The 20,008-nt window shown below is 44.2% G+C and carries 17 protein-coding genes and 1 pseudogene; 10 read left to right on the top strand and 8 right to left on the bottom strand.

What is annotated here, in order from left to right; translation table 11 throughout:
• The first annotated feature begins 207 nt into the window (after nt 1–207).
• From hutH to BLCOC_RS20760, 4 genes are all read left to right on the top strand, one after another.
• On the top strand, nt 208–1,758 hold the full coding sequence (gene hutH, locus BLCOC_RS20745) for a histidine ammonia-lyase (RefSeq protein WP_029468179.1): 1,551 nt from the start codon (nt 208–210) through the stop codon (nt 1,756–1,758).
• 19 nt (nt 1,759–1,777) lie between these two features.
• Complete coding sequence (locus tag BLCOC_RS20750; RefSeq protein WP_115623235.1) at nt 1,778–3,124, top strand: YjiH family protein; 1,347 nt, start codon at nt 1,778–1,780, stop codon at nt 3,122–3,124.
• Between the two features lie 72 nt (nt 3,125–3,196).
• The gene (locus BLCOC_RS20755) at nt 3,197–5,197 is read left to right on the top strand and encodes an oxidoreductase (RefSeq protein ID WP_115623236.1); all 2,001 of its coding nucleotides are present in this window, start codon (nt 3,197–3,199) and stop codon (nt 5,195–5,197) included.
• Between the two features lie 19 nt (nt 5,198–5,216).
• A complete protein-coding gene (locus BLCOC_RS20760) occupies nt 5,217–7,217 on the top strand; it encodes a urocanate hydratase (RefSeq protein ID WP_115623237.1) in 2,001 nt (666 codons plus the stop codon).
• Between the two features lie 219 nt (nt 7,218–7,436).
• On the opposite strand, the gene BLCOC_RS20765 is transcribed toward BLCOC_RS20760, so the two are convergent.
• The 3 genes from BLCOC_RS20765 to BLCOC_RS20775 form a co-directional block, all read right to left on the bottom strand.
• Entirely contained in the window at nt 7,437–7,691 is a 255-nt protein-coding gene (locus BLCOC_RS20765) for a TfoX/Sxy family protein (protein WP_018598560.1), read from the bottom strand.
• Nucleotides 7,692–7,776: 85 nt separating this feature from the next.
• Nucleotides 7,777–8,121 (bottom strand): inorganic pyrophosphatase, encoded by a 345-nt coding sequence (locus tag BLCOC_RS20770; protein WP_115623238.1) that lies wholly within the window; start codon nt 8,119–8,121, stop codon nt 7,777–7,779.
• 405 nt (nt 8,122–8,526) lie between these two features.
• Entirely contained in the window at nt 8,527–9,060 is a 534-nt protein-coding gene (locus tag BLCOC_RS20775; RefSeq protein WP_115623239.1) for a histidine phosphatase family protein, read from the bottom strand.
• Nucleotides 9,061–9,386: 326 nt separating this feature from the next.
• Between BLCOC_RS20775 and BLCOC_RS20780 the strand changes: the two genes are divergently transcribed.
• A complete protein-coding gene (locus tag BLCOC_RS20780; RefSeq protein ID WP_115623240.1) occupies nt 9,387–10,577 on the top strand; it encodes a M20 family metallopeptidase in 1,191 nt (396 codons plus the stop codon).
• A gap of 17 nt (nt 10,578–10,594) precedes the next feature.
• On the top strand, nt 10,595–11,995 hold the full coding sequence (locus BLCOC_RS20785; protein WP_029468173.1) for a YfcC family protein: 1,401 nt from the start codon (nt 10,595–10,597) through the stop codon (nt 11,993–11,995).
• Nucleotides 11,996–12,670: 675 nt separating this feature from the next.
• Here the strand turns inward: BLCOC_RS20785 and BLCOC_RS20790 are convergent.
• Nucleotides 12,671–14,008 (bottom strand): hypothetical protein, encoded by a 1,338-nt coding sequence (locus tag BLCOC_RS20790; RefSeq protein WP_115623241.1) that lies wholly within the window; start codon nt 14,006–14,008, stop codon nt 12,671–12,673.
• A 378-nt stretch (nt 14,009–14,386) separates the two neighbouring features.
• Between BLCOC_RS20790 and BLCOC_RS20795 the strand changes: the two genes are divergently transcribed.
• On the top strand, nt 14,387–14,851 hold the full coding sequence (locus BLCOC_RS20795; protein WP_115623242.1) for an ImmA/IrrE family metallo-endopeptidase: 465 nt from the start codon (nt 14,387–14,389) through the stop codon (nt 14,849–14,851).
• 172 nt (nt 14,852–15,023) lie between these two features.
• Nucleotides 15,024–15,503: pseudogene (locus BLCOC_RS20800) on the top strand (IS21 family transposase); the annotation flags it as partial.
• Here the strand turns inward: BLCOC_RS20800 and BLCOC_RS20805 are convergent.
• The 3 genes from BLCOC_RS20805 to BLCOC_RS20815 are packed head-to-tail and all read right to left on the bottom strand — an operon-like array spanning nt 15,493 to nt 17,179.
• Entirely contained in the window at nt 15,493–16,107 is a 615-nt protein-coding gene (locus BLCOC_RS20805) for a glycosyl hydrolase 2 galactose-binding domain-containing protein (RefSeq protein ID WP_256162907.1), read from the bottom strand. The pseudogene BLCOC_RS20800 and the gene BLCOC_RS20805 sit on opposite strands and share 11 nt — an antisense overlap.
• A gap of 8 nt (nt 16,108–16,115) precedes the next feature.
• Nucleotides 16,116–16,481, bottom strand: coding sequence for a carbohydrate ABC transporter permease (locus BLCOC_RS20810; protein ID WP_242998982.1), 366 nt, complete (start codon nt 16,479–16,481; stop codon nt 16,116–16,118).
• Nucleotides 16,466–17,179, bottom strand: a complete 714-nt coding sequence (locus tag BLCOC_RS20815) for a flavodoxin family protein (RefSeq protein WP_115623244.1) — start codon at nt 17,177–17,179, stop codon at nt 16,466–16,468. Before BLCOC_RS20815 ends, BLCOC_RS20810 begins: the two co-directional genes overlap by 16 nt.
• 106 nt (nt 17,180–17,285) lie before the next feature.
• On the opposite strand from BLCOC_RS20815, the gene BLCOC_RS20820 reads away from it, so the two are divergent.
• Nucleotides 17,286–17,618 (top strand): winged helix-turn-helix transcriptional regulator, encoded by a 333-nt coding sequence (locus BLCOC_RS20820; protein ID WP_330412090.1) that lies wholly within the window; start codon nt 17,286–17,288, stop codon nt 17,616–17,618.
• A gap of 169 nt (nt 17,619–17,787) precedes the next feature.
• On the opposite strand, the gene BLCOC_RS20825 is transcribed toward BLCOC_RS20820, so the two are convergent.
• On the bottom strand, nt 17,788–18,456 hold the full coding sequence (locus BLCOC_RS20825; RefSeq protein WP_115623245.1) for a helix-turn-helix domain-containing protein: 669 nt from the start codon (nt 18,454–18,456) through the stop codon (nt 17,788–17,790).
• A 495-nt stretch (nt 18,457–18,951) separates the two neighbouring features.
• Between BLCOC_RS20825 and BLCOC_RS20830 the strand changes: the two genes are divergently transcribed.
• Nucleotides 18,952–20,001 carry a replication initiation factor domain-containing protein gene (locus BLCOC_RS20830; protein ID WP_279230722.1) on the top strand — a complete coding sequence of 350 codons (1,050 nt, stop codon included), beginning with the start codon at nt 18,952–18,954 and terminating at the stop codon, nt 19,999–20,001.
• Nucleotides 20,002–20,008 lie beyond the last annotated feature (7 nt).

A 20,008-nucleotide genomic window follows, 5' to 3' on the forward strand; every position in this document is an offset into this window, starting at 1 on the left:
CGACAACAGTTCAGACTCGCTGCGCCCTGGCTGAACTTTTATGAGAAATCGTCATCCTGAACATCTCCTCTTTTTTTACTTTTCTTCGTTACAACTTTAATTTATACTCATTGTCAAGTCAGAAAGTGACGATAAACTGACAGCAATTGTTTATAATGAAAGAAAAGCTTGTGGAGAAACAACATAGAGAAAAGAGGAGGATTTTTTATGCAAACAGTAGTAATCACAGGAGAAACCTTAACCCTGGATGAATTGGCAGCAGTCTGCCGTTTTGACGCTTTGGTGGAATTGGACACTGAGGCAGTGGAGCGCATCCGTGCTTCCAGAAAAATCATTGATGACTTCGTAGAGCGGGAAGAAGTGGTATATGGTGTCACCACCGGATTTGGAAAATTCAGTGATGTAGTCATTTCCAAAGAAGACTGTGTACAACTCCAGAAAAACGTGATCATGACCCATGCCGTAGGTGCCGGCGAAGCATTTCCCACAGAAGTGGTCCGCGGCATTATCCTGCTTCGTTTAAACAACCTGGCCAAAGGTTTTTCCGGGGCTCGCCTGGAGACAGTGGAAACCCTTGTGTCCATGCTGAATAAACATCTGCATCCTGTCATTCCCCAGAAAGGTTCCCTGGGCGCCAGCGGTGATCTGGCTCCCCTCTCCCACATGGTGCTTCCTATGATGGGCATGGGACTTGCAGAGTATGAAGGCCGTATTTATCCCGGTAGAAAAGCCATGGAAAAAGCGGGGATCCCTGTCATCAATCTCCATGAAAAAGAGGGGATCGCACTCATCAACGGCACACAGGTCATGACCGCTGTGGGAGCCCTCACAGTCTATGATTCCATCCGCCTGATAAAATACGGAGACATTGCGGCAGCCCTCACCTTTGAAGCGCTGAATGGTATCACCACAGCGCTGAAGCCCCAGGTTCATCTCACCCGTCCCCACAAAGGACAGATCGACACCGCGCGCATTTTAAATGAGCTCCTGGAAGGAAGCGAAATGACCACCGAGCAGGGAGAACTGCGTGTGCAGGACCCGTATACCCTGCGCTGCCTGCCCCAGATCCATGGCGCCTCCAAAAATGCTTTAAATTATATTATTGAGCAGATTGAGGTGGAGATGAATTCTGTGACCGACAACCCTATCATATTCCCTCAGACCCAGGAAGTTATCTCCGGCGGAAACTTCCACGGACAACCCATGGCTCTCACCTTTGATTTCCTGGGGATCGCAGTGGCTGAACTGGCAGATGTGGCAGAGCGCCGCATAGAGCGGCTTGTGAATCCGGCTCTCAACTATGGCCTCCCCGCATTTCTGGTGGAGGGCGGAGGACTGAATTCCGGCTATATGATCGTGCAATACTGCGCCGCTGCTCTGGTATCTGAAAATAAAATACTGGCTCATCCGGCCTGTGTGGACAGCATCCCCTCTTCTGCCAACCAGGAAGACCATGTATCCATGGGTACTATTTCTGCCAGAACAGCCCGGGATATTGCGGATCATGTCCGCCGTGTACTGGCCATGGAGATCCTCTGCGCCTGCCAGGCTATTGATTTAAGAATCCAGTCCCAGGCAGGCAAAAAAGGCGCGCTTGGAAAGGGAACAAAAGCAGCCTATGACATGGTGCGGAGCAGAATCCCCTTCTATGACAAAGACCGGGAGCTTTACCCTGAAATCAATACCTGTGAAGAATTGCTTGCTGATGACAGCCTGATCAAAGCAGTGGAGACTGCCTGCGGCCCGATCATCTTTTAAAAAATAGAGGAGTTTAATTATGGAAAATAAGACAGTATACAATTCAAGTGTCAAAATACGTTTTTTCATCTGCAGTATTATCGGCGTTTTTCTTTTCTTTGTTACCATTCCTTATAATGGGAACAAAAAAGTACCCATGGTACATATCATGGACATCATCCAAAACGCTCTAGGTCCCAAAGTCCAGTACATTTTTGTCATGGTATCCTGCCTGGCTGTACTGGCAGCCAGCATCTATGTAAAATACGGAAAAAATGTTCCCAATATCCTGAAAAGTACCTATCAGAAGGACAACCTTTTTTCCTATTTCACCTATATAACAGCTGCTGTTTTCAGCGTTATGGCTATCTTTCAGATAGGTCCTGCCGCTATCATCGACCCGGAGATTGGTGAGACCTCTCTAAGCATTGCCGCTGACTCCTTCTTTGCCATTATGGTAGCCGGCACCCTGGTTGCCTTTATCACGGAATTTGGCTTTTTGGAGTTTTTGGGCAAGCTGCTTGAACCTATCATGCGCCGTGTCTATAAAGTACCCGGCAAGTCCGCGGTTGATGCCATCTCTTCCTTTGTGGCAGCACCTGCAGCCGGTGTTATGATCACCAATGATCTGTATCAGAAGAAGGTTTATACAGCCAGGGAATCCAGTTCCATCACGACCAACTTCAGCATTGCCAGCCTGGGTGGATTTGCCTTCCTGTCTTCCATAGCCGGGATAGAAAATCTCTACAGCGAGGTGGTTCTGGCTGCATTTATCTGTGTATTTGTACTGGCAGCAGTCATGATCCGTATCCCGCCCCTGTCCAGAAAACCTGACACTTATATTGACGGATCTGTGCAGACAGAGGCGCAGAGAAAACCGGAGCATTACAACAGCAAAACATTTCCGGCCGCATACCAAGACGCCCTAGAAAAATCATCCGGTACCAAATTTACTGTGTTTTTAGAGCAGTTGAAATCCTCTTTTATGTTCGGCATCAAAGTAAATGCTTTTATTGTATCTCTTTCCGTTATCTGCCTTTTAATTTTTAACTATACACCCATTGCCAAATGGATCGCCATTCCCATGGCTCCGATTTTAAGCCTTTTAGGCCTGCAGGACGCACAGCAGATCGCTGCCTCCTCTATTGTGGGAATCTTTGCATTATCCATACCGGCAACCTTGATCAAAGGCAAAGCTGTGGCTGCGGCCAGCGCATTTTTTGTAGTGGTACTGTCCACATCACAGATCATATTCTTCACGGAGAGCGCTAATGCCATGCTGGAATCCGATATTCCTGTGGGCTTCGGAGACCTGGTAAAAATCTTCTTCATCCGTACCATTATCTTGATCCCAATGGTGGCGCTGATGGCTAAAATACTGGTGTGACCGTAATATACCGTCACCGGTCGAACAAAAAAATCAATATACCGGCAAAAATAGATTCGGAGTGTGAAAACCATGAAAGAAAACCATAAGATTTTATTTGAACCTTATCAACTTGCAGGCTGTACCCTGAAAAACAGATATGTGATGGCCGCTATGGGTACCGGCGGAATGGTGACCCCTGAAAATACCTTCAACGAACGAGGGATTGAATACTATGTGGCAAGAGCCAAAGGCGGGGTAGGCCTTATCATCACAGGCACCATCTATGCGGAAAATGACATTGAAAAGGCTGTGGACGGAACCATGCCCTGCCCAACAGACAATCCATCTGCCTTTATTATGAACACAGCGGAAATGTGTGAGCGTGTCCATGCTTACGGTTCCAAAATATTTACCCAGCTCACAGCAGGATTCGGACGCGTGCTGAAGCCTCATCTTCTCTGCGGGCAGCCCCCTGTTGCCCCTTCCTCAATCAGCAGCTACTGGGATGAAACACTCATGTGCAGGGAACTGACTGTGGATGAGATCCACACCATTGTGGAGCGCTGCGGAGACACGGCAAAGATCTGCCAGCAGGCGGGTTTTGACGGGATCGAGATCCATGCCGTCCATGAGGGATATCTTCTGGACCAATTTGCCCTGCCCCTCTTTAACCAGAGGACGGATGAATACGGCGGCTGTCTGGAAAACCGCCTGCGTTTTGCCTGCGAAGTCGTGCAGAATATCAAGAAAAAATGCGGAGAAAAGTTCCCGGTCATCCTCCGTTACAGTTTAAAATCCTACATAAAAGGCATGCGTCAGGGCGGCCTTCCCGGGGAAGACTTTGAAGAACTTGGCCGTGATATCCCGGAAGGCATTGCATCTGCTAAGATACTGGTAAATGCAGGTTATGACGCACTGGATGTAGATGCAGGGACCTACGATTCCTGGTACTGGTCCCACCCGCCCATGTATTTTGAAAAGGGCTTGAATATCCACTTTGGCGAACTCTTGAAAAAAGAAATGGATGTCCCAGTTCTCATTGCCGGACGCATGGAGGATCCTGATCTGGCCTCCGATACGGTGCGGGACAAAAAAACCGACCTAGTCGCACTGGGCAGAAGCCTTCTGGCGGACCCGGACACGGTAAACAAAATAAGGAGCGGCAGATATGAATTCGTACGTCCCTGCCTTGGATGTCATGAGGGATGTATGAACCGGCTCATCACTGCAAAGCCTGTCTCCTGTGCGGTAAATCCCTCCTGCGGAAGGGAAACCTCCTATTATCTGCAGCCTGCATGCGTGCGGAAAAAAGTTCTCATTATCGGGGCAGGCGTGGCAGGAATGGAAGCGGCCAGAGTCCTGAAACTCAGAGGGCATCTTCCGATCATCCTGGAAAAGAGCAGCCGTCCCGGCGGTTCCCTTCACCTGGCCGGGGCCCCCTCCTTCAAACACGACGATCTAAAACTGGTTGACTGGTATCAAAGGACACTAGAAGATCTGGGCGTGGAGATTCATTACAATACCACTGCCACAGCGACCACTTTAAAATCTTATCCCCACGACACAGTGATCGTTGCCACCGGTTCCACTCCGCGAATCCTCCGCCTGCCAGGAAACCATGATATGTACCCTGCAGAGCGCATCTTTTCCGGTGAGATCACTCCCGGAAACCATACGGTCATCATCGGAGGCGGACTTGTAGGCTGTGAACTGGCGCTTGACCTGGCGGAAAACGGCAGGCAGGTCACCATACTGGAGGCCCTGCCGGAAATACTGTCTGCCGGTGCACCGGTACCTCACATGAACAAGATCATGCTGAAGGATCTGCTGAATTTCCATCATGTACAGCAGATAGCCGGCGCAGGGGTCAAATGCATTGAAGACAGGACTGTCACTTATGTAAAGGACAAAGAAGAACACCATTTGGAAGCCGACACCTTTGTCTGTGCCATTGGATACACCTCCAACAATACGCTCTATGAACAACTGAGTCTGGAGGAAAATGACATTTACCTGTTGGGGGATGCCCGGAGAGTGCGCAATATTATGTACGCGGTCTGGGATGCTTACGAGCTGGCCCGCAGTCTTTAAAGGCAAGGAAGGATAAAATATGGACACTATTTTATATGCATGGGAGGGGCCGCTGCCCTCTCCCGACTCCTTCGACCCGGCAGTACGCCGGGCACCGAAGCGGGAGGCCGCGCTGGGCGAAGCAGATATTAAACTTGCCGTCAAAAATGCCCTGCGCTACATTCCTCCAAAATATCACCGGGAAATCATTCCTGAATTTTATCAGGAACTCATGGAACATGGCCGCATCTACGGCTATCGCTTCCGCCCTCACGGAGCGATCTATGGGAAAGCGATAGATGAGTACAAGGGGAAATGTCTGGCCGGAAAAGCCATTCAAGTCATGATAGACAACAACCTGGATTTCGACGTGGCGCTTTATCCCTATGAACTGGTCACTTACGGAGAAACCGGACAGGTCTGTCAGAACTGGATGCAGTACAGGCTCATAAAAAAATATCTGGAGCAGATGACAGAGAAACAGACGCTTGTGGTCAGTTCCGGGCATCCCATAGGCCTTTTCAATTCAGCCCGTTCCTGTCCCAGAGTCATTCTTGCCAATGGTCTTATGGTAGGAAAATACAATAATCCGGAACAGTGGAACCGCTGTGCTGCCCTTGGGGTCACCAATTATGGACAATTTACTGCCGGAGGATGGTTTTATATCGGCTCCCAGGGAATCGTACACGGCACATATTCCACGTTCCTGGCAGCGGCAAGACAGATTCTCCACAAAAGCAGTGAAGAAGTCCTCCGCGGAAATCTGCTGGTATCCGCCGGTCTCGGCGGAATGAGCGGGGCACAGGGAAAGGCTATTGAACTGTGCCAGGGTGTGGGTATTATCGCTGAGGTGGACGCTTCTAAAATAGAACTGCGCATGCGTCTCGGCTGGATAAAAGCCATGGTGCATACGCCTCAGGAAGCGTTTGTACTTGCAAAAGAGTACCAGCAAAAAGGAGAACCTATCTCCATTGGATTCCATGGAAATATAGTGGACCTGCTGGAATATGCCGTAGAAACTGAGCAGAAAATTGACCTGCTCACAGACCAAACCTCCTGTCATGTGGCATTTGACGGCGGGTACTGTCCTCAGGGTCTGACCTTTGAGGAACGGACCAAAATGCTTGCTGAGCATAAGGATTTATTTGAAGAAAAAGTGAAGAAAACCTTGTTCAGACATCATGAATTGATCGAGATCCTGCGCTCCAGAGGCACCTATTTCTTTGACTACGGAAACAGTCTGACAACCACCATGTATGACATTGGGATCAGGGAAGTGTGCAGAAATGGAGAAAATGATTTAGATGGATTTATTTATAGATCCTTTGTAGAAGAATTCATGGGACCTACCCTTTTTGACTATGGTTACGGACCGTTCCGCTGGGTTGTACTAAGTGGAAAAGCGGAAGATCTGGCACTTACAGACCAAACCGCAATGGACTGTATTGAAAAAGACCGGAGATTCCAGGACTATGATAATTATCTGTGGATCAAGCATGCAGGAGAGAATCATCTTGTTATGGGCACACAGGCCAGGATCCTTTATCAGGATGGAGAGACCAGGAAAAAAATCGCCCTTGCCTTCAACCGCCTGGTGCGGGATGGCAAGACCGGGCCTATTATGATGGGCCGGGATCACATGGATACAGGAGGCGTAGACGCCCCCTCAAGAGAAACCTCCAATATCCATGACGGCAGCAACATTACTGCAGATATGTCTGCACTGGTCTACGGCGGAGATGCTGCCATGGGTATGACCATGATGACCATACACAACGGCGGCGGAACCGGCATCGGCAACTCCCAGAGCTGCGGCTACGGGCTGCTGCTGGACGGTTCCCCTGAGGTGGATGAAATCATCTGCCGAGCCGTAAACTATGATGTTATGTGCGGTGTGGCAAGACGCGCCTGGGCAGGCAATGCACACGCGCTGGAAACGGTTTCGCTCTATAAGGAACCTGGAAATACTCTCACCCTTCCTTTTGCCTGTGACGAACAGGCGCTGTCAGACGCAATCCGGATCCTGGAAAAAGAAAAGTAATGTCTCTTTGCACCCTCTAAAGCATAAAGACATGAAAAGGCCGCACGGTAGATTCTTCCGTATACCGTGCGGCTGTTTTTAACCTGTGGGGCTATATTTATATTTTATATTTATATGTTATCTTTATTATTGTATTTACATACCGTATTTACAGTCGTTATCTCTGCTGTTGTTCCGGCCTGTGAATTTTTTAATTACTATGTTAGTTTACTATAAACTTTATTTGCAGTTATTATAAAACTCCTTCAGCTCCGCCTTCACTTCAGATGAAAGCTGGCTTTTTTTAATTCCCTGTACCGCACCTTCCAATCCGTATAAACGGTTTATGCAGGCCGAGTCATCAATGGCCTTGATCTTCAGCCACGCCTGCCTGCTTCCCATTTCTTTCAGTTGGTCATAGGTATTGATACCTACTTGATTGAGTTGCTCTTCCACTACTGCTCCTATGTTTGGAAGCTTAGATAATTCCCCCATGTCTCTTCCTTCTTTCTTTTCATTTATACATAAATATAAAATATATTACATTCACATTTAAGTGATAAAAAATAATATTTTTGCTCTACATAAGTATCTCATATTCAAAATATTTCTCCTGAAAATGCACGGATTTTTCTATTTCCCGGCGGCTGAATTTCATGCCTTTGGGAGCTGCCACCCATTTATCTTCCACATCATTTTTCCGATGAATAACAGCAATTATAATGCCTTCTGCGCGCTTAACCGGCTTGTCTATTCCCAGAAAATACACATCCTGTTCCTCCTGATCACCGCCTAGAATCCCTTCCACATAGCCGTAATTAACCGGATAATATAAATCTTTATGTTCGGGATGAAAACTGCCCATCGGTCTGTCTATGACCACTTCGACAGGCTTATGCAGAATATCTTTTTTATTATTTTCCATATTTAAATACCACCTCTTTACCGCTATGATATTCTTATGGTTCCGGGATATTATTATACTCTTTTCTCATGTTTTATTATGTCCATGTTTTTTATATCTCTTTAATTGTATCCTAATAATATCTCTTTAACTGCATCTGAATATAATTCTTTAATTGCATCTGTTTAGTATATCTTTTATATATCTTTATTAATATCTGTGTAATGTATCTCTTTAATTACGTCTATATAATAAGTCCCTTTGATCGCGTCTATATAACAGGTCTCTTTAATCACATCTATAATAACAAGTCTCTTTAATCACATCTATAATAACAAGTCTCTTTAATCACATCTATAATAGCAAGTCTCTTTAGTCATGTCTATATAACAAGTCTCTTTAATCAGGTCTATATAACAAGTCTTTTTAATCACATCTATATAGTTCTAAAGTACCATTTTTTTGCGTATAATGATAATATTCATCATTTGTCATATCTGTAAAATACGACCGGATCACCCGGCAAATTCCACCGTGGCTGGCAAGCAGAACTGTCTTATCTTTGTCCCTTTTTCTTATCTCATCTAGCAGGTTATATACACGACAGGCGGTCTGCATCATGGATTCCCCGCCTGGATACCGGAATGCAAAATTCTTCTTGACATTCAAAAAATCCTCATTCTTTCTGTTAATCCCTTCAAAAATTCCATAGTCCTGTTCTATCAGCCGGTCCTCTGCGTAATAAGGAACCCCTGTCCGCTCAGAAATGACTCTGCTGGTTTCCATTGCCCGGCGAAGCGGCGATGAATAGATTCTCTGAATCCCGCACTCTAAGATGCTGTCTGCCAGCATCTCAGCCTGTCTGTACCCTTCCTGTGTCAGATTTATATCCGTTCTGCCGCATACCTTGTCCAGAGCGTTCCACTCTGTCTGTCCGTGTCTGGCTGCGTATATTTTCATCTTCTCCCACCCCACTCCTTATGACGTACCGCTTTTATCTCTACACTCAACATTATATACGAATTCGACTTTGAAGTATAGCGTTCTTTCTTTGTTTAATGCAAGTATTTTCCCTTGGCTTTTTTATCATATTCCGTCAAATATCACATATGTCTATTATCCACTTAGTAAATTTCGTATAATTATTTTATTTTTTTCTTGATTTTTTTGTATAACTATGCTACTATAACTGCAACTTAGGTATGCTTTAAGTATGCTTTAAATATTTCCTGCTTCATCACGGTATAACCTCCAACCGTGTTTGATCCAGAAAGGAGTAGAGACTTATGGAAAAAGAAGTAAAGACGCAGATTGCGGAATCTGTCCAAAAACACTTAAAACAAGCGGTCAAGCTCAGTGAGGAGCTGGCAGCGCACCCGGAACTTCCCTATGAAGAATTTGAATCCAGCCAAAAGATGGCCGAGCTTTTATCCGAGGAAGGCTTTGAGGTTACCTATCCCTATGCAGGATATGACACAGCATTCTGTGCCTGTTTTGACAATGGGCCTGGGGTATCTGTTGCGATTTTGGCAGAATATGATGCACTTCCGGAAATCGGACATGGCTGTGGACATAATCTGCACGGCGCTCTCTCTGTACTCACCGGACTTGTGCTCCGTGACCTAAAACATCTGTTTCAGGGAAAAGTTTATGTGATCGGCACACCTGCAGAAGAAGAAAACGGAGCCAAGGTGGGTATGGCCGATCAGGGAATTTTTGACCATATGTCCCTGGCAATCATGATGCATAGCTGGGCCGGCGGGTATTCTCTGCCTGATATGGATGTTCTGAGCCTGCGCTGCTATGTTGTAGAATTCCACGGACAGGCTGCACATGCTGTAGCTGCTCCCTGGCAGGGCAGAAGTGCTCTTGCCGCAGCAAGAAAATTCCTGGATCTGATCGATGCCAGACGAGAATGTTTCACCCCTGATATCCACGTAAATGCTGTGATCCAGGACGGCGGAAAAGCCCCTAATATCATCCCTGACTATGCAAAGATTCGGATGGAATTCCGTACAGACTCAATGGCAAAGCTGCTTCAGGTAGATGAAATGATCAAAAAATGTGCCAACGCGGCAGCTATGGCATTAGATTGTACTGTTTCTTTGGAGTTTGGCCTGTCAGATTTTGCGGATATGGTCCGTGTGGAGCCTTTGGAAAAAAGTATCTCAGAATATCTGTCAGATTTCGGTCATAAGGTGGGTGATGTTTCCCCGGCAACCGGTTCTTCTGACATGGGAAATGTCAGCTACCGCTGCCCTGCCATACAGCCACTTTTATCCATCACGGACGACAACCTTGCCCTGCATACCACTGCATTCCGAGACGCTACTTTAAAGCCGCAGGCACATGAATCAATCGCCTGCGGAGCCGCCTCTATGACTGCCCTTGCGCTTAAAATATTAAATGATGCCGATTACCGCAGTAATGTTCATCATTCCTGGGAAACTTCTTTGAAAAAGAAAGAAAATATGTAAATCAGGGGGGATTTGTTATGAATAAAAAAACATCCACAGAAAAGAAAAAATTTGAACTGCCTCATATATTTGTACTTTTGTGTCTTATAATCGTTGTCTGTGCTGTCGCAACTTGGATCCTCCCTGCCGGAGAATTTGACCGTACAGTAAACGAAGCCGGAACTGAAGTGGTTGTGCCCGGCACTTACCACACCGTAGAAGCCTCTCCTGTAGGTCCTTTTGAAACGGTTAAATCCATCTATTTTGGCATGCTCAACGGCGGCGGTGTTATTTTCTTTGTATTTATCGCTTATGCCTCCATCGGACTTATGATCTCAACAGGAGCTTTCAACGGTCTTGTTGCCGGCCTTCTGAAGATTCTCAAAGGAAAAACGCGTGCCATTATCATCCCTATCTTCATCACTGTACTGGGTATCGCCTCATCTACCATAGGAGTATTCGAGGAAGCTTTCCCCTTTATTCCCATCTTTGTAGGCATCTCCATTGCCATGGGATATGATGCCATTGTGGGGCTGGCTATTGTGGCTCTGGGGACAGGTCTTGGATACAGCGGCGCTGTTATGAATCCGTTTACGGTCGGCACAGCCCAGAGCATCGCTGGACTTCCGCAGATGTCCGGTGCGGGATTCCGTATTGTCAGTCACGTTCTCATGATAATCGTAGCTTCTATTTTCACCATTCGATATGCCTTGAAGATTCAGGCAGACCCATCCAAAAGCCTTGTCCGCGGCGACGACTTCAGCCATATGACCATGAATCCGGAGGACATTGAAAAACATCCTTTTGGTATCCGCGAAAAACTGGTCCTGGGTGTTCTTGGCGTAGGAATTGTTGTTATTGTGTGGGGCACAAAATACAAAGGCTGGTATTTTGAAGATTTAAGCGGTGTATTTCTGATCATGGGTATTATTAGCTCCATCATCATGGGCTGGGGGCCTAACACCATTGCAAAGAAAATTGCCCAAAGCTTCTCTGATATTGCTGTGGCCTGTATGATGATCGGAATTGCAAGAGGTATTCTGGTGGTAATGCAGGACGGTCATATCATAGATACTGTAGTTTACGGGCTCTCCATCCCTCTGTCCAAGCTCCCGGGATGGCTGTCAGGTGAAGCTATGCTATTAGTACAAAGTCTCCTGAACTTCCTGATTCCATCAGGTTCCGGGCAGGCAGTGACCAGTATTCCCATCATGGCTCCCCTTGCAGATCTGTGCGGCATCTCCCGTCAGGTGGCTGTTCTTGCCTTCCAGTTCGGCGACGGCTTGTCAAATATTCTGTGGCCAACTGCCATGGCCCCTATCATGTGCGGGATTGCGGGAGTCAAAATGGAAAAATGGTGGAAGTTCCTGGTTCCAGTCTTCTTGGTTCTGCTTCTTACACAGGCAGTTCTCATTGCCGCTGCTACTTTTATCATGTAGCAGGATAAAAAGAAACATTTTAAAAGGCAATCGGCTTTTTGTGTGCGGGAATAATGGATTATTTGTGAATCATTCGTTTTAAAAATACATAAGAAATGCAGGTGTGGTGCTGTCTGTTCTGCGGTTCTATCTTGCATTTGGATAACAACACATCATAGTTATTTATAAAATATCTGGGTAATCTTTATATAAAAAAGAATACCCAGATGTTTTTATAAGGCAAGTTTGATTGATCTGCTCATGATTCTGAAAGATTTCTGCATGTATATATGCATTACTGTGATTCTGTATTTCCATATATTACATTGCTGCATACCCATATTTTATGGTTACTGCATTTTTGTATTTTGTATCGCCGACTTTCTGTATTTTGTATTACTACATTTCCATATTTTGTATTGGTACATTTCCGTATTTTGCATTGCTACATTTCCGTATTTTACATTGCTACATTTCCGTATTTTGCATTGCTACATTACTGTATTTGCATTGCTACATTTCTGTATTTGCATTGCTACATTTCTGTATTTGCATTGCTACATTTCTGTATTTGCATTGCTACATTTCTGTATTTGCATTGCTACATTTCTGTATTTGCATTGCTACATTTCTGTATTTGCATTGCTACATTTCTGTATTTGCATTTCCGCATATCACTACTGGACTATATGTATTTCAATAATCCAACTTCAGATGATAAACATTTACCGGCCTTCCTTTATTCCCATTACGTTTCTGCTGAATGATAGCGGCAAATCCGTATTTTTCCAGATTAGAAAGAAATTTGTTGGCAGTTCTGAGGGAAATCTGCAGGGAATCCATCAAATCCTGAGAAGTAATCTCATTGGTTCCTAAAGACTGCATCACACCGATAATTTTTAAGATAGTCTCTGAAGACAGTTTCACCTGATTGGCAATTTGATTGACATATCCCTCCTGAACACTGATCACTTTTCCCGCTCCCTGTGTATTTAAAATAGTCAGTGTATCCTTTTCATCCACAAGAAAACTACCGTCGCCCATCTCTTTTACATTTCTCCCATAATGGCTGGCATCGATGGCATTTAATCTGGCCTGATAAATACTGCTTCCAATACCATATCCGATATAACCGGAAAAACCCATCTCTTTTTTAAGCCTGCTCTGTAACGGACAGCAGGTAAAACCCTTTGTCAAGGTCTTTAAAAATTCATAGTCTGTAAAAAACTCTACATCCATATAATTTTCTTTCAGGATCATCTTGTTGTAGTATTGTCTGTTGAACTGCTGTGCTGCCTCCATGACTTTCTTCTGAAACTCTCCAAATTCCTCACCCTTTTGTTTTCTCATCTCTTCCATATCGATATGTATCACTGCTGCCAGATTATTTTTCATATGGTTCAGTGAAATGTTATTCTTGATTCCGTCTATAATCTGACAAAAAGCCTGGGCGTTTGGATATACATAAAAGCATTCCACATCAAAATTTTTCAGAGACTCTACCACGCTGTAAAAATATGTGATAATAATATCAAACTTATTCTTCTTACACTGTTCCAGATAGAATTTGTTGATATCTGCCTCTTCTTTATTAATCTGAGAAATGCTCTCCCTGCTCTCCCAGCGGGCCTCGTAGATATGAACCGCGTCAGCGAACCGGTCGGTCATGATCAATTCTTCCAGATTCTCTTCACTTTTCAAAAAATCCATCCCAACTCTGGATAACTGCTGGTTTTTTACTGACACCATTTTCTGGATAAGGATCCTGTATGTATTCTCTATGTCTATTGGTGAATAACCGATCACCGCATCTCTGCCCTTTTCACCAAGGGTCTGAATCGCATGATACGGGATAATTCCACTCACATAAAAGCCGTCGTAATCTCCTTTTACTGTGAGAAAAATGTCTTTCATTTCATCCAGTGTCTTATACGGTAAAAAAGTCAGACTGGTGTCTGCAGGCATGAATTTTTCCCATTGTTTCACATATTTTCGGTAATGCTCCTTTAGCAGCAGCGCGATTTTGTATTCCATGAAACCTCCTGTCCCTGCTGCTTTTTGGGTATGCAGGGCGTTTTGTTAGTTTTATTATACAGGTGAGAAGGGGGTTCGTAAAGGTGTTGTCTTGAGATTCTGTAAACTGTCATTCAGCTTGTTAGTAAACGCCAAATAGTGAGTACCTTGACATTTTTAGGCGGCTGCTTTGCAGCCACCTATATTAAAGGGGATGTTGGAAAAGATGGCGGCAGTATCGGCACAGTCAAATAAGCATTTTCTGTATTTTCGTATGCAGCCTGTGGTATGAAAGGGACTGCCATATGCACATTATACACAGGGATTCTGTCCCACCGCTGCCACAACACCTGTCGTTATTAATGAATACAGAATTTGCGATTGTGAGATGATGATTATATGAGAAAAGAATTGATTACAGAGGCCGCCCGTTCCCTGTGGGGAACTTACCGGGAACGCAATCCTCACCGCCTCTGTGAATATCTGGAAATCTCTGTCGAGGCACTTCCCATAGAGCTTAAAGAGAACAGTATCAAGGCTCTGGTTGTCAGGAGCAGCCGCTGTTACAGTATTGTTGTAAACTCGGACTTAAGCTGTGTCCAGCAGGACTCCGCCATTTTCAATGAGATTGGCCATGTTGTGTTAGGACACGCAAAACTGGCACCCTGTACCTGCAGAAGCCTGTTTTCCACCCGGAAAATATCGATGCAGGAAATCGAGGCAAACGAGTTCATCGCAGAATACTTGATGGACACAGAAGATACCATGTCCACACTCTTTGAAACCGGAAATTTTTTTGACTCCGCCCGAATCCTGCGTGTTCCCCCGGCAATCATGGATTTCAAATGGAGGATGCTTGCATGATTATTCCGGGGCTCATTGAGCCATCTGTCCGGACTTTGAGAGCCACTATTCCGCAGAATGGGAGCCATGTATTCCGGTAATTCAGAGCCATTCCAGGCTCTATTACATATATTTCCTTTATACTGTAGATACACACTTTTGGTGTGAATACAGATAAAGGAGGGTCACCATTATGACCAAATATCGTGAAATCCTTCGCTTAAAAAGCTTAGGATTTAGTGAACGGAACATTGCACACAGCTGTGGCGTGTCCCGAAACACTGTTGCAAAAGTTACCCAGAAAGCAATGGAAATGAATCTTTCCTGGCCATTGGATTTTGACATGACCGACAGTGCACTTGCGGAACTATTGTTTCCTAAAAGTAAATCTGCCACCAACCGGCGGATGCCTGATTTCGATTACATCCGTAAAGAACTTTTACGGAATGGAGTCAACAAAAAACTTCTCTGGGTGGAATACTGCGAGGAATGTCGTCTAAACGGCGAAGATCCACTCATGTATTCTCAATTCTGCTATTACATCCAAAAGGAAGAAGAAAAACGCAGAGCAACCATGCATATCCCAAGAAAACCAGGACAACAGATTGAAGTTGACTGGGCGGGAGCTCCGGCTCATATCATTGATCCGGATACTGGTGAAATCACAGATGCATCTCTTCTATCTGAAGACCGTCCGGTATCTCATATAAAACAGTTCTTCCGAAAACGCCGGCCTTATAAAAATCCGGGTCATTTCCCAAATATGTAGTAAAGTCATGAAACGTCTTCCTGAGAAAACGGCAGGGTTCCACAAGCCCCTCTGCCACAATATCCCTATAGGTTTCTTCTGTCTTTTTCAGCTCTTCTTTTACGGGGGTAAAGATAATTTCAAGTGTATTTTTTCCCGGTTTCACCAGTGGGGAAATATCCATTTTGCAGGGCAGATAGCAGTCATGATGTCTGCCTGCTGTTTTCTGATTTACCTTGATTTCAGCAAACGTATCCAACCCTTCCAGCAGCAAAACATACTTCCCACAGTCTAAGCTTTTCGCATCCGGCCTCTGAGGTTCTATTTCAAAATCTGTTCCGTATATCCAGGTCTTATTATTGACCCATCTGCAGTCCTCCGTTTTTCCCCACTGATAGGAATCTCCTATTTTTCCATAATGATATAAAATATCGTGAACCTGCATGGGCATCTGGGGGATTTTCATAACCTCTGTACTTTCCGATTCCCGGAGAAACCAGTTATCTGTGAGTATTCTTTCTTTTTTCATATCACGGCTCACCCCTTTACACTGCCAGCCACCAGTCCCCGGATCAAATGCTTTGATCCAAAGGAAAACAGGATCAAAATGGGGATGGTGCCCATGGATAATGCCAGTATTCTAGCCGCATAATCTGTCCTGTACTCACTGCTGATCAGGGCAATGGACAGAGGAATGGTATAATACTTCTGGTCACTTATCATAACAAGAGGTGTCATATAATTATTCCAGGACCATAAAAAGAACAGAAGGAATATGGTGATCAGGGCAGGTTTTATGATAGGCATGATCAGGCGGAAGAAAATACCAAACTCTTTACATCCGTCCACTCTTCCGCTCTCAATGATCTCATCCGGAACCGAACTCTCTATAAACTGCCGCATCCAAAACACACCGAAGGCATTTGCCATTCCTTATATCTAACGCCATTCTTTTTCCATGTATCAATCACTCCTTGATATTTTTCTGCTTTTCCCAGAACAAAAGGGAAAATCCCAAATCGAAAAATAATAAAATGCTTTATTGATTGATACTTTGGCTTTCTATGCTTTGATAAATCTCTATAAAAATTATCCATTCTGCTAGTTACATAATCTTTGATTTTCTTATCTTTTAATGGATTAACCGAAAAAGTATTTTTGATAATCAATGAGCGGCAGAGTATAGCTCCAGAGTATGAAAGTAGTTTATTTAATATTTTAGAAGTATCTTTACCCCCGTAATTTTCGTATGTCACTACACTCATTGCATATTTCTGATAGAGTAATTGCTCCATTACAAAATGTCCTCTATCAATAATAGTTTTTAACTGTCCAGAAATGTTACTTGCATAAGTTGGTGTACCAATGATAATTCCGTCAGCATTTTCTATTTTTCTTGATAATTTTTCTATGTCATCTATATAAATACATTTTCCAATTTCATAACATTTACAACACCCTATACAATATTGCAAATTTAAATCTGAAACATGGACAATACTTGTTTCTAAGCCCTGTCTTTTAAGCTGTTCAGAAATATATTGTAAAATGGTTGCTGTCGCACCATGCTTTCTTGGGCTTCCGTTTAATAAAATAATCATGCTATCACTTCCAAACTTATATTTACAGCACAATTATAATGTTGTATAGTGATATTGAAAAGTACGCACTTTTTTGTGTGATACACACCAAAAGGAGAGTGTAACTGTGAAAAAGGATAATTGCTATCTTCAAGAATTTGGTTATGAGCGTTTTGAGCGAGTGGTGGAAATGATTGGTGGAAAATGGAAATTACGCATTATTTATATGCTTGCTTTACACGAGGTTCTACGATATGGAGAACTTAAAAAACTATTATCGCCAATCACTCATAAAATGCTAACAACTCAACTCAAAGAACTGGAAAAAGACAAGTTGGTTAATCGCAAAGAATATCAACAAATACCGCCTAAAGTAGAATATTCTTTAACAGAGATAGGGAAAGGCTTAGAACCTCTCGTGCAAGAAATGTATCAATGGATTATCAAACACAATTTATGATACAGGCTTAGCAAAAACTCATGACACTACACCTTATTTCCTCTTGTCCACCATAAACAGAAAAGAAAAAGCCCTGTCAAGAGCCTGCCACTTCCTAAGAAGTGGTGCTTTGCACTCTTGATCTGGGCTTTTTGTTTGCTGTATCTTCTTTGCAAGAGGAAAAAGAACCTTATCGTTTCTTTCTCATTTCTTCCATGTACTCGTTATAATCAAGCTCGTCAAAATCATTCTGCGGTAGCATATCGGGGATATTCTGTCCGTTATCCTCGTCCGCTAAGTCTGCAAGTTTTATGTCGTCATACGGGGCAACGAAAGCATAACTGGTCGGCATTTCTCCATATCGGTCAATGCTGTGCAACAGCTTGTATTGTTTCGTCAGCCGTTCTATCTTCTGACGCTGTACCAACTGCTTTATCTCGAAAAGTTCATCAAGAGAGGGCTTGATGTCGTTCAGATAATTGCTGATGTATTCTGTCAGCTTGACTTTCATGTAATACTGCCATTCCTCGTTACTGCAAAAGAAGTCATTGTTTGGCAGGTTTTCCAGCGATACGTTGAAATCTTCTTCCCGTCCTATCACTTCCATGATGAACTGTTCCGTATGGGACGTATTCTTAAATTCCCCCGACAACAATTCATTAGGCGTTACGCCCAGAACGTCCATTATCTTTTCCAGCGTGTCAAAGGTCGGATAATTTACCCCTCGTTCAATCTTGGAAAGGCTCTGCATATTGATACCGATAGCGTCCGCAAGCTCCTGCTGTTTCATTTTCCTGTGTTTTCTTATGGTCTGTATGTTCTCTCCCAAAAAATTTATTTTCTTTCTATAATGCTCCATAACTTATTATAACTTCTCCTTTCCCGTCTTTTTTGTTCCTTTATAAGCCTATCATACTTATTTTGGTTGAAAAAGTCAAGAAAAATATCTTGACAAGTAATTCTAATGACGTTATTATCATATCAGATAGAGTGATTAAGCACGCTAGGGTCAATCACACGCTTGAGTAAGCATTGAAAAGAGTTGTTTTTGCCTTGATAGCATGAATAGGCATGGACTATCAGACCGAAAACTATGTTTCTGACTGGGGCTCTCCCGTTTAGCCACGAGCCTTACAAGGCTCGTGAGCGTTAAAAACGGAGCAGGCACAGGCAGAAAGGGAACGCCGTAGGCGTTCGTACAGGGCGTATAGGTAACACCGCCCTGCGCATACATGTCATAGTACCTAGAAACTGTGATAAATAAAGGGAAAAACACAATTTTTACCCCGCAAAAAAACGGGAAGTACGAAAGGAGTAATGCACTATCGCAACACATGAAAATTTATCCGTAAAGATTGATTACATCAGTATCGTATTTGATACAGCAACGGCAAAAGAGGTTATCCAGTACGTTTTACATCTGCCGACAGATATTTTTAATGTATATCCCGCAACGGTCAAATTCAAGACGTATCAGACACGTTGGGAAATCGGGGACATTTATGTATCGGGAAACGCAAAAAAGACAGAGGACAACCCACAGGGGCTAGGCTGTTATCTCGTGATGACAGGCAGAGGGTGTGATGATATTTTCTATATCCTTGACGAAAACGGCTTGACCTTTGGGGATATGTTTGAACGCTGTGAAAGCAGATACGGGACAGGCAACTATCATTTCACAAGGCTGGACGTTGCCATTGACGACAGGAACGAAACGCCGTTCTTTACCATAGAGCAGATAAAGAAGAAATGCGAAAAAGAGGAGTTTGTTTCCAACAGTGAGGACTATCATTTTGACGAAAGCAGGTTTGATGATTTTGACACCGCAAAGACCGTCTATATCGGAGCTGGAAAATCGGGGCTTTCCTACCGCTTTTATGACAAGGACAAGGAAGTGTGTTCAAAGTATAACAAGACGCTTGATGAAGTGGGGAGCTGGAAACGGACGGAAATGCAACTGCGTGATGAAAAGGCTCATGCCTTTGCCATGACCTTCAAGGACAGACCGCTGGAGCTTGGAGTGCTGGCTTTCGGACTGCTGGCAAACAATCTGCGTTTTGTCGTTTCAAACAAAAAGGAAAGCAATAAGAGCCGTTGGAAAACGTGCCGTTTCTGGCAACGCTTTTTAGGAGCTGTGGAATTTCTGAAACTCCATACTCCAAAACAGCAGAATACCCTTGAAGAAACACAGCATTGGCTGACAGAGGGCGGTGTGATTTCAGCGGTCAAGGGATTTTATTTCCTTGAAGAACATGACGCTTTAGGAGAACTGGAACGTGTCGGGGATATGGTAGACAGGGCAAGATACAGCACGTCCCTTTCCAGCAAGCTGACCGCACATTTACAGCGGATAGACAGGGCAGAGCTGATACCCTACGTCCAGTACGACACAAAGAACAGGTAGGGGGTGG

It is taken from the genome of Blautia coccoides, assembly GCF_034355335.1.
Classification (GTDB): Bacteria; Bacillota; Clostridia; order Lachnospirales; family Lachnospiraceae; genus Blautia; species Blautia producta.

What these genes read in the sequence shown, in the direction of transcription:
- hutH (WP_029468179.1), top strand. Translation starts at nt 208, where the DNA reads ATGCAAACAGTAGTAATCACAGGAGAAACCTTAACCCTGGATGAATTG.
- BLCOC_RS20750 (WP_115623235.1), top strand. Translation starts at nt 1,778, where the DNA reads ATGGAAAATAAGACAGTATACAATTCAAGTGTCAAAATACGTTTTTTC.
- BLCOC_RS20755 (WP_115623236.1), top strand. Translation starts at nt 3,197, where the DNA reads ATGAAAGAAAACCATAAGATTTTATTTGAACCTTATCAACTTGCAGGC.
- BLCOC_RS20760 (WP_115623237.1), top strand. Translation starts at nt 5,217, where the DNA reads ATGGACACTATTTTATATGCATGGGAGGGGCCGCTGCCCTCTCCCGAC.
- BLCOC_RS20765 (WP_018598560.1), bottom strand. Translation starts at nt 7,691, where the DNA reads ATGGGGGAATTATCTAAGCTTCCAAACATAGGAGCAGTAGTGGAAGAG.
- BLCOC_RS20770 (WP_115623238.1), bottom strand. Translation starts at nt 8,121, where the DNA reads ATGGAAAATAATAAAAAAGATATTCTGCATAAGCCTGTCGAAGTGGTC.
- BLCOC_RS20775 (WP_115623239.1), bottom strand. Translation starts at nt 9,060, where the DNA reads ATGAAAATATACGCAGCCAGACACGGACAGACAGAGTGGAACGCTCTG.
- BLCOC_RS20780 (WP_115623240.1), top strand. Translation starts at nt 9,387, where the DNA reads ATGGAAAAAGAAGTAAAGACGCAGATTGCGGAATCTGTCCAAAAACAC.
- BLCOC_RS20785 (WP_029468173.1), top strand. Translation starts at nt 10,595, where the DNA reads ATGAATAAAAAAACATCCACAGAAAAGAAAAAATTTGAACTGCCTCAT.
- BLCOC_RS20790 (WP_115623241.1), bottom strand. Translation starts at nt 14,008, where the DNA reads ATGGAATACAAAATCGCGCTGCTGCTAAAGGAGCATTACCGAAAATAT.
- BLCOC_RS20795 (WP_115623242.1), top strand. Translation starts at nt 14,387, where the DNA reads ATGAGAAAAGAATTGATTACAGAGGCCGCCCGTTCCCTGTGGGGAACT.
- BLCOC_RS20805 (WP_256162907.1), bottom strand. Translation starts at nt 16,107, where the DNA reads ATGAAAAAAGAAAGAATACTCACAGATAACTGGTTTCTCCGGGAATCG.
- BLCOC_RS20810 (WP_242998982.1), bottom strand. Translation starts at nt 16,481, where the DNA reads ATGCGGCAGTTTATAGAGAGTTCGGTTCCGGATGAGATCATTGAGAGC.
- BLCOC_RS20815 (WP_115623244.1), bottom strand. Translation starts at nt 17,179, where the DNA reads ATGATTATTTTATTAAACGGAAGCCCAAGAAAGCATGGTGCGACAGCA.
- BLCOC_RS20825 (WP_115623245.1), bottom strand. Translation starts at nt 18,456, where the DNA reads ATGGAGCATTATAGAAAGAAAATAAATTTTTTGGGAGAGAACATACAG.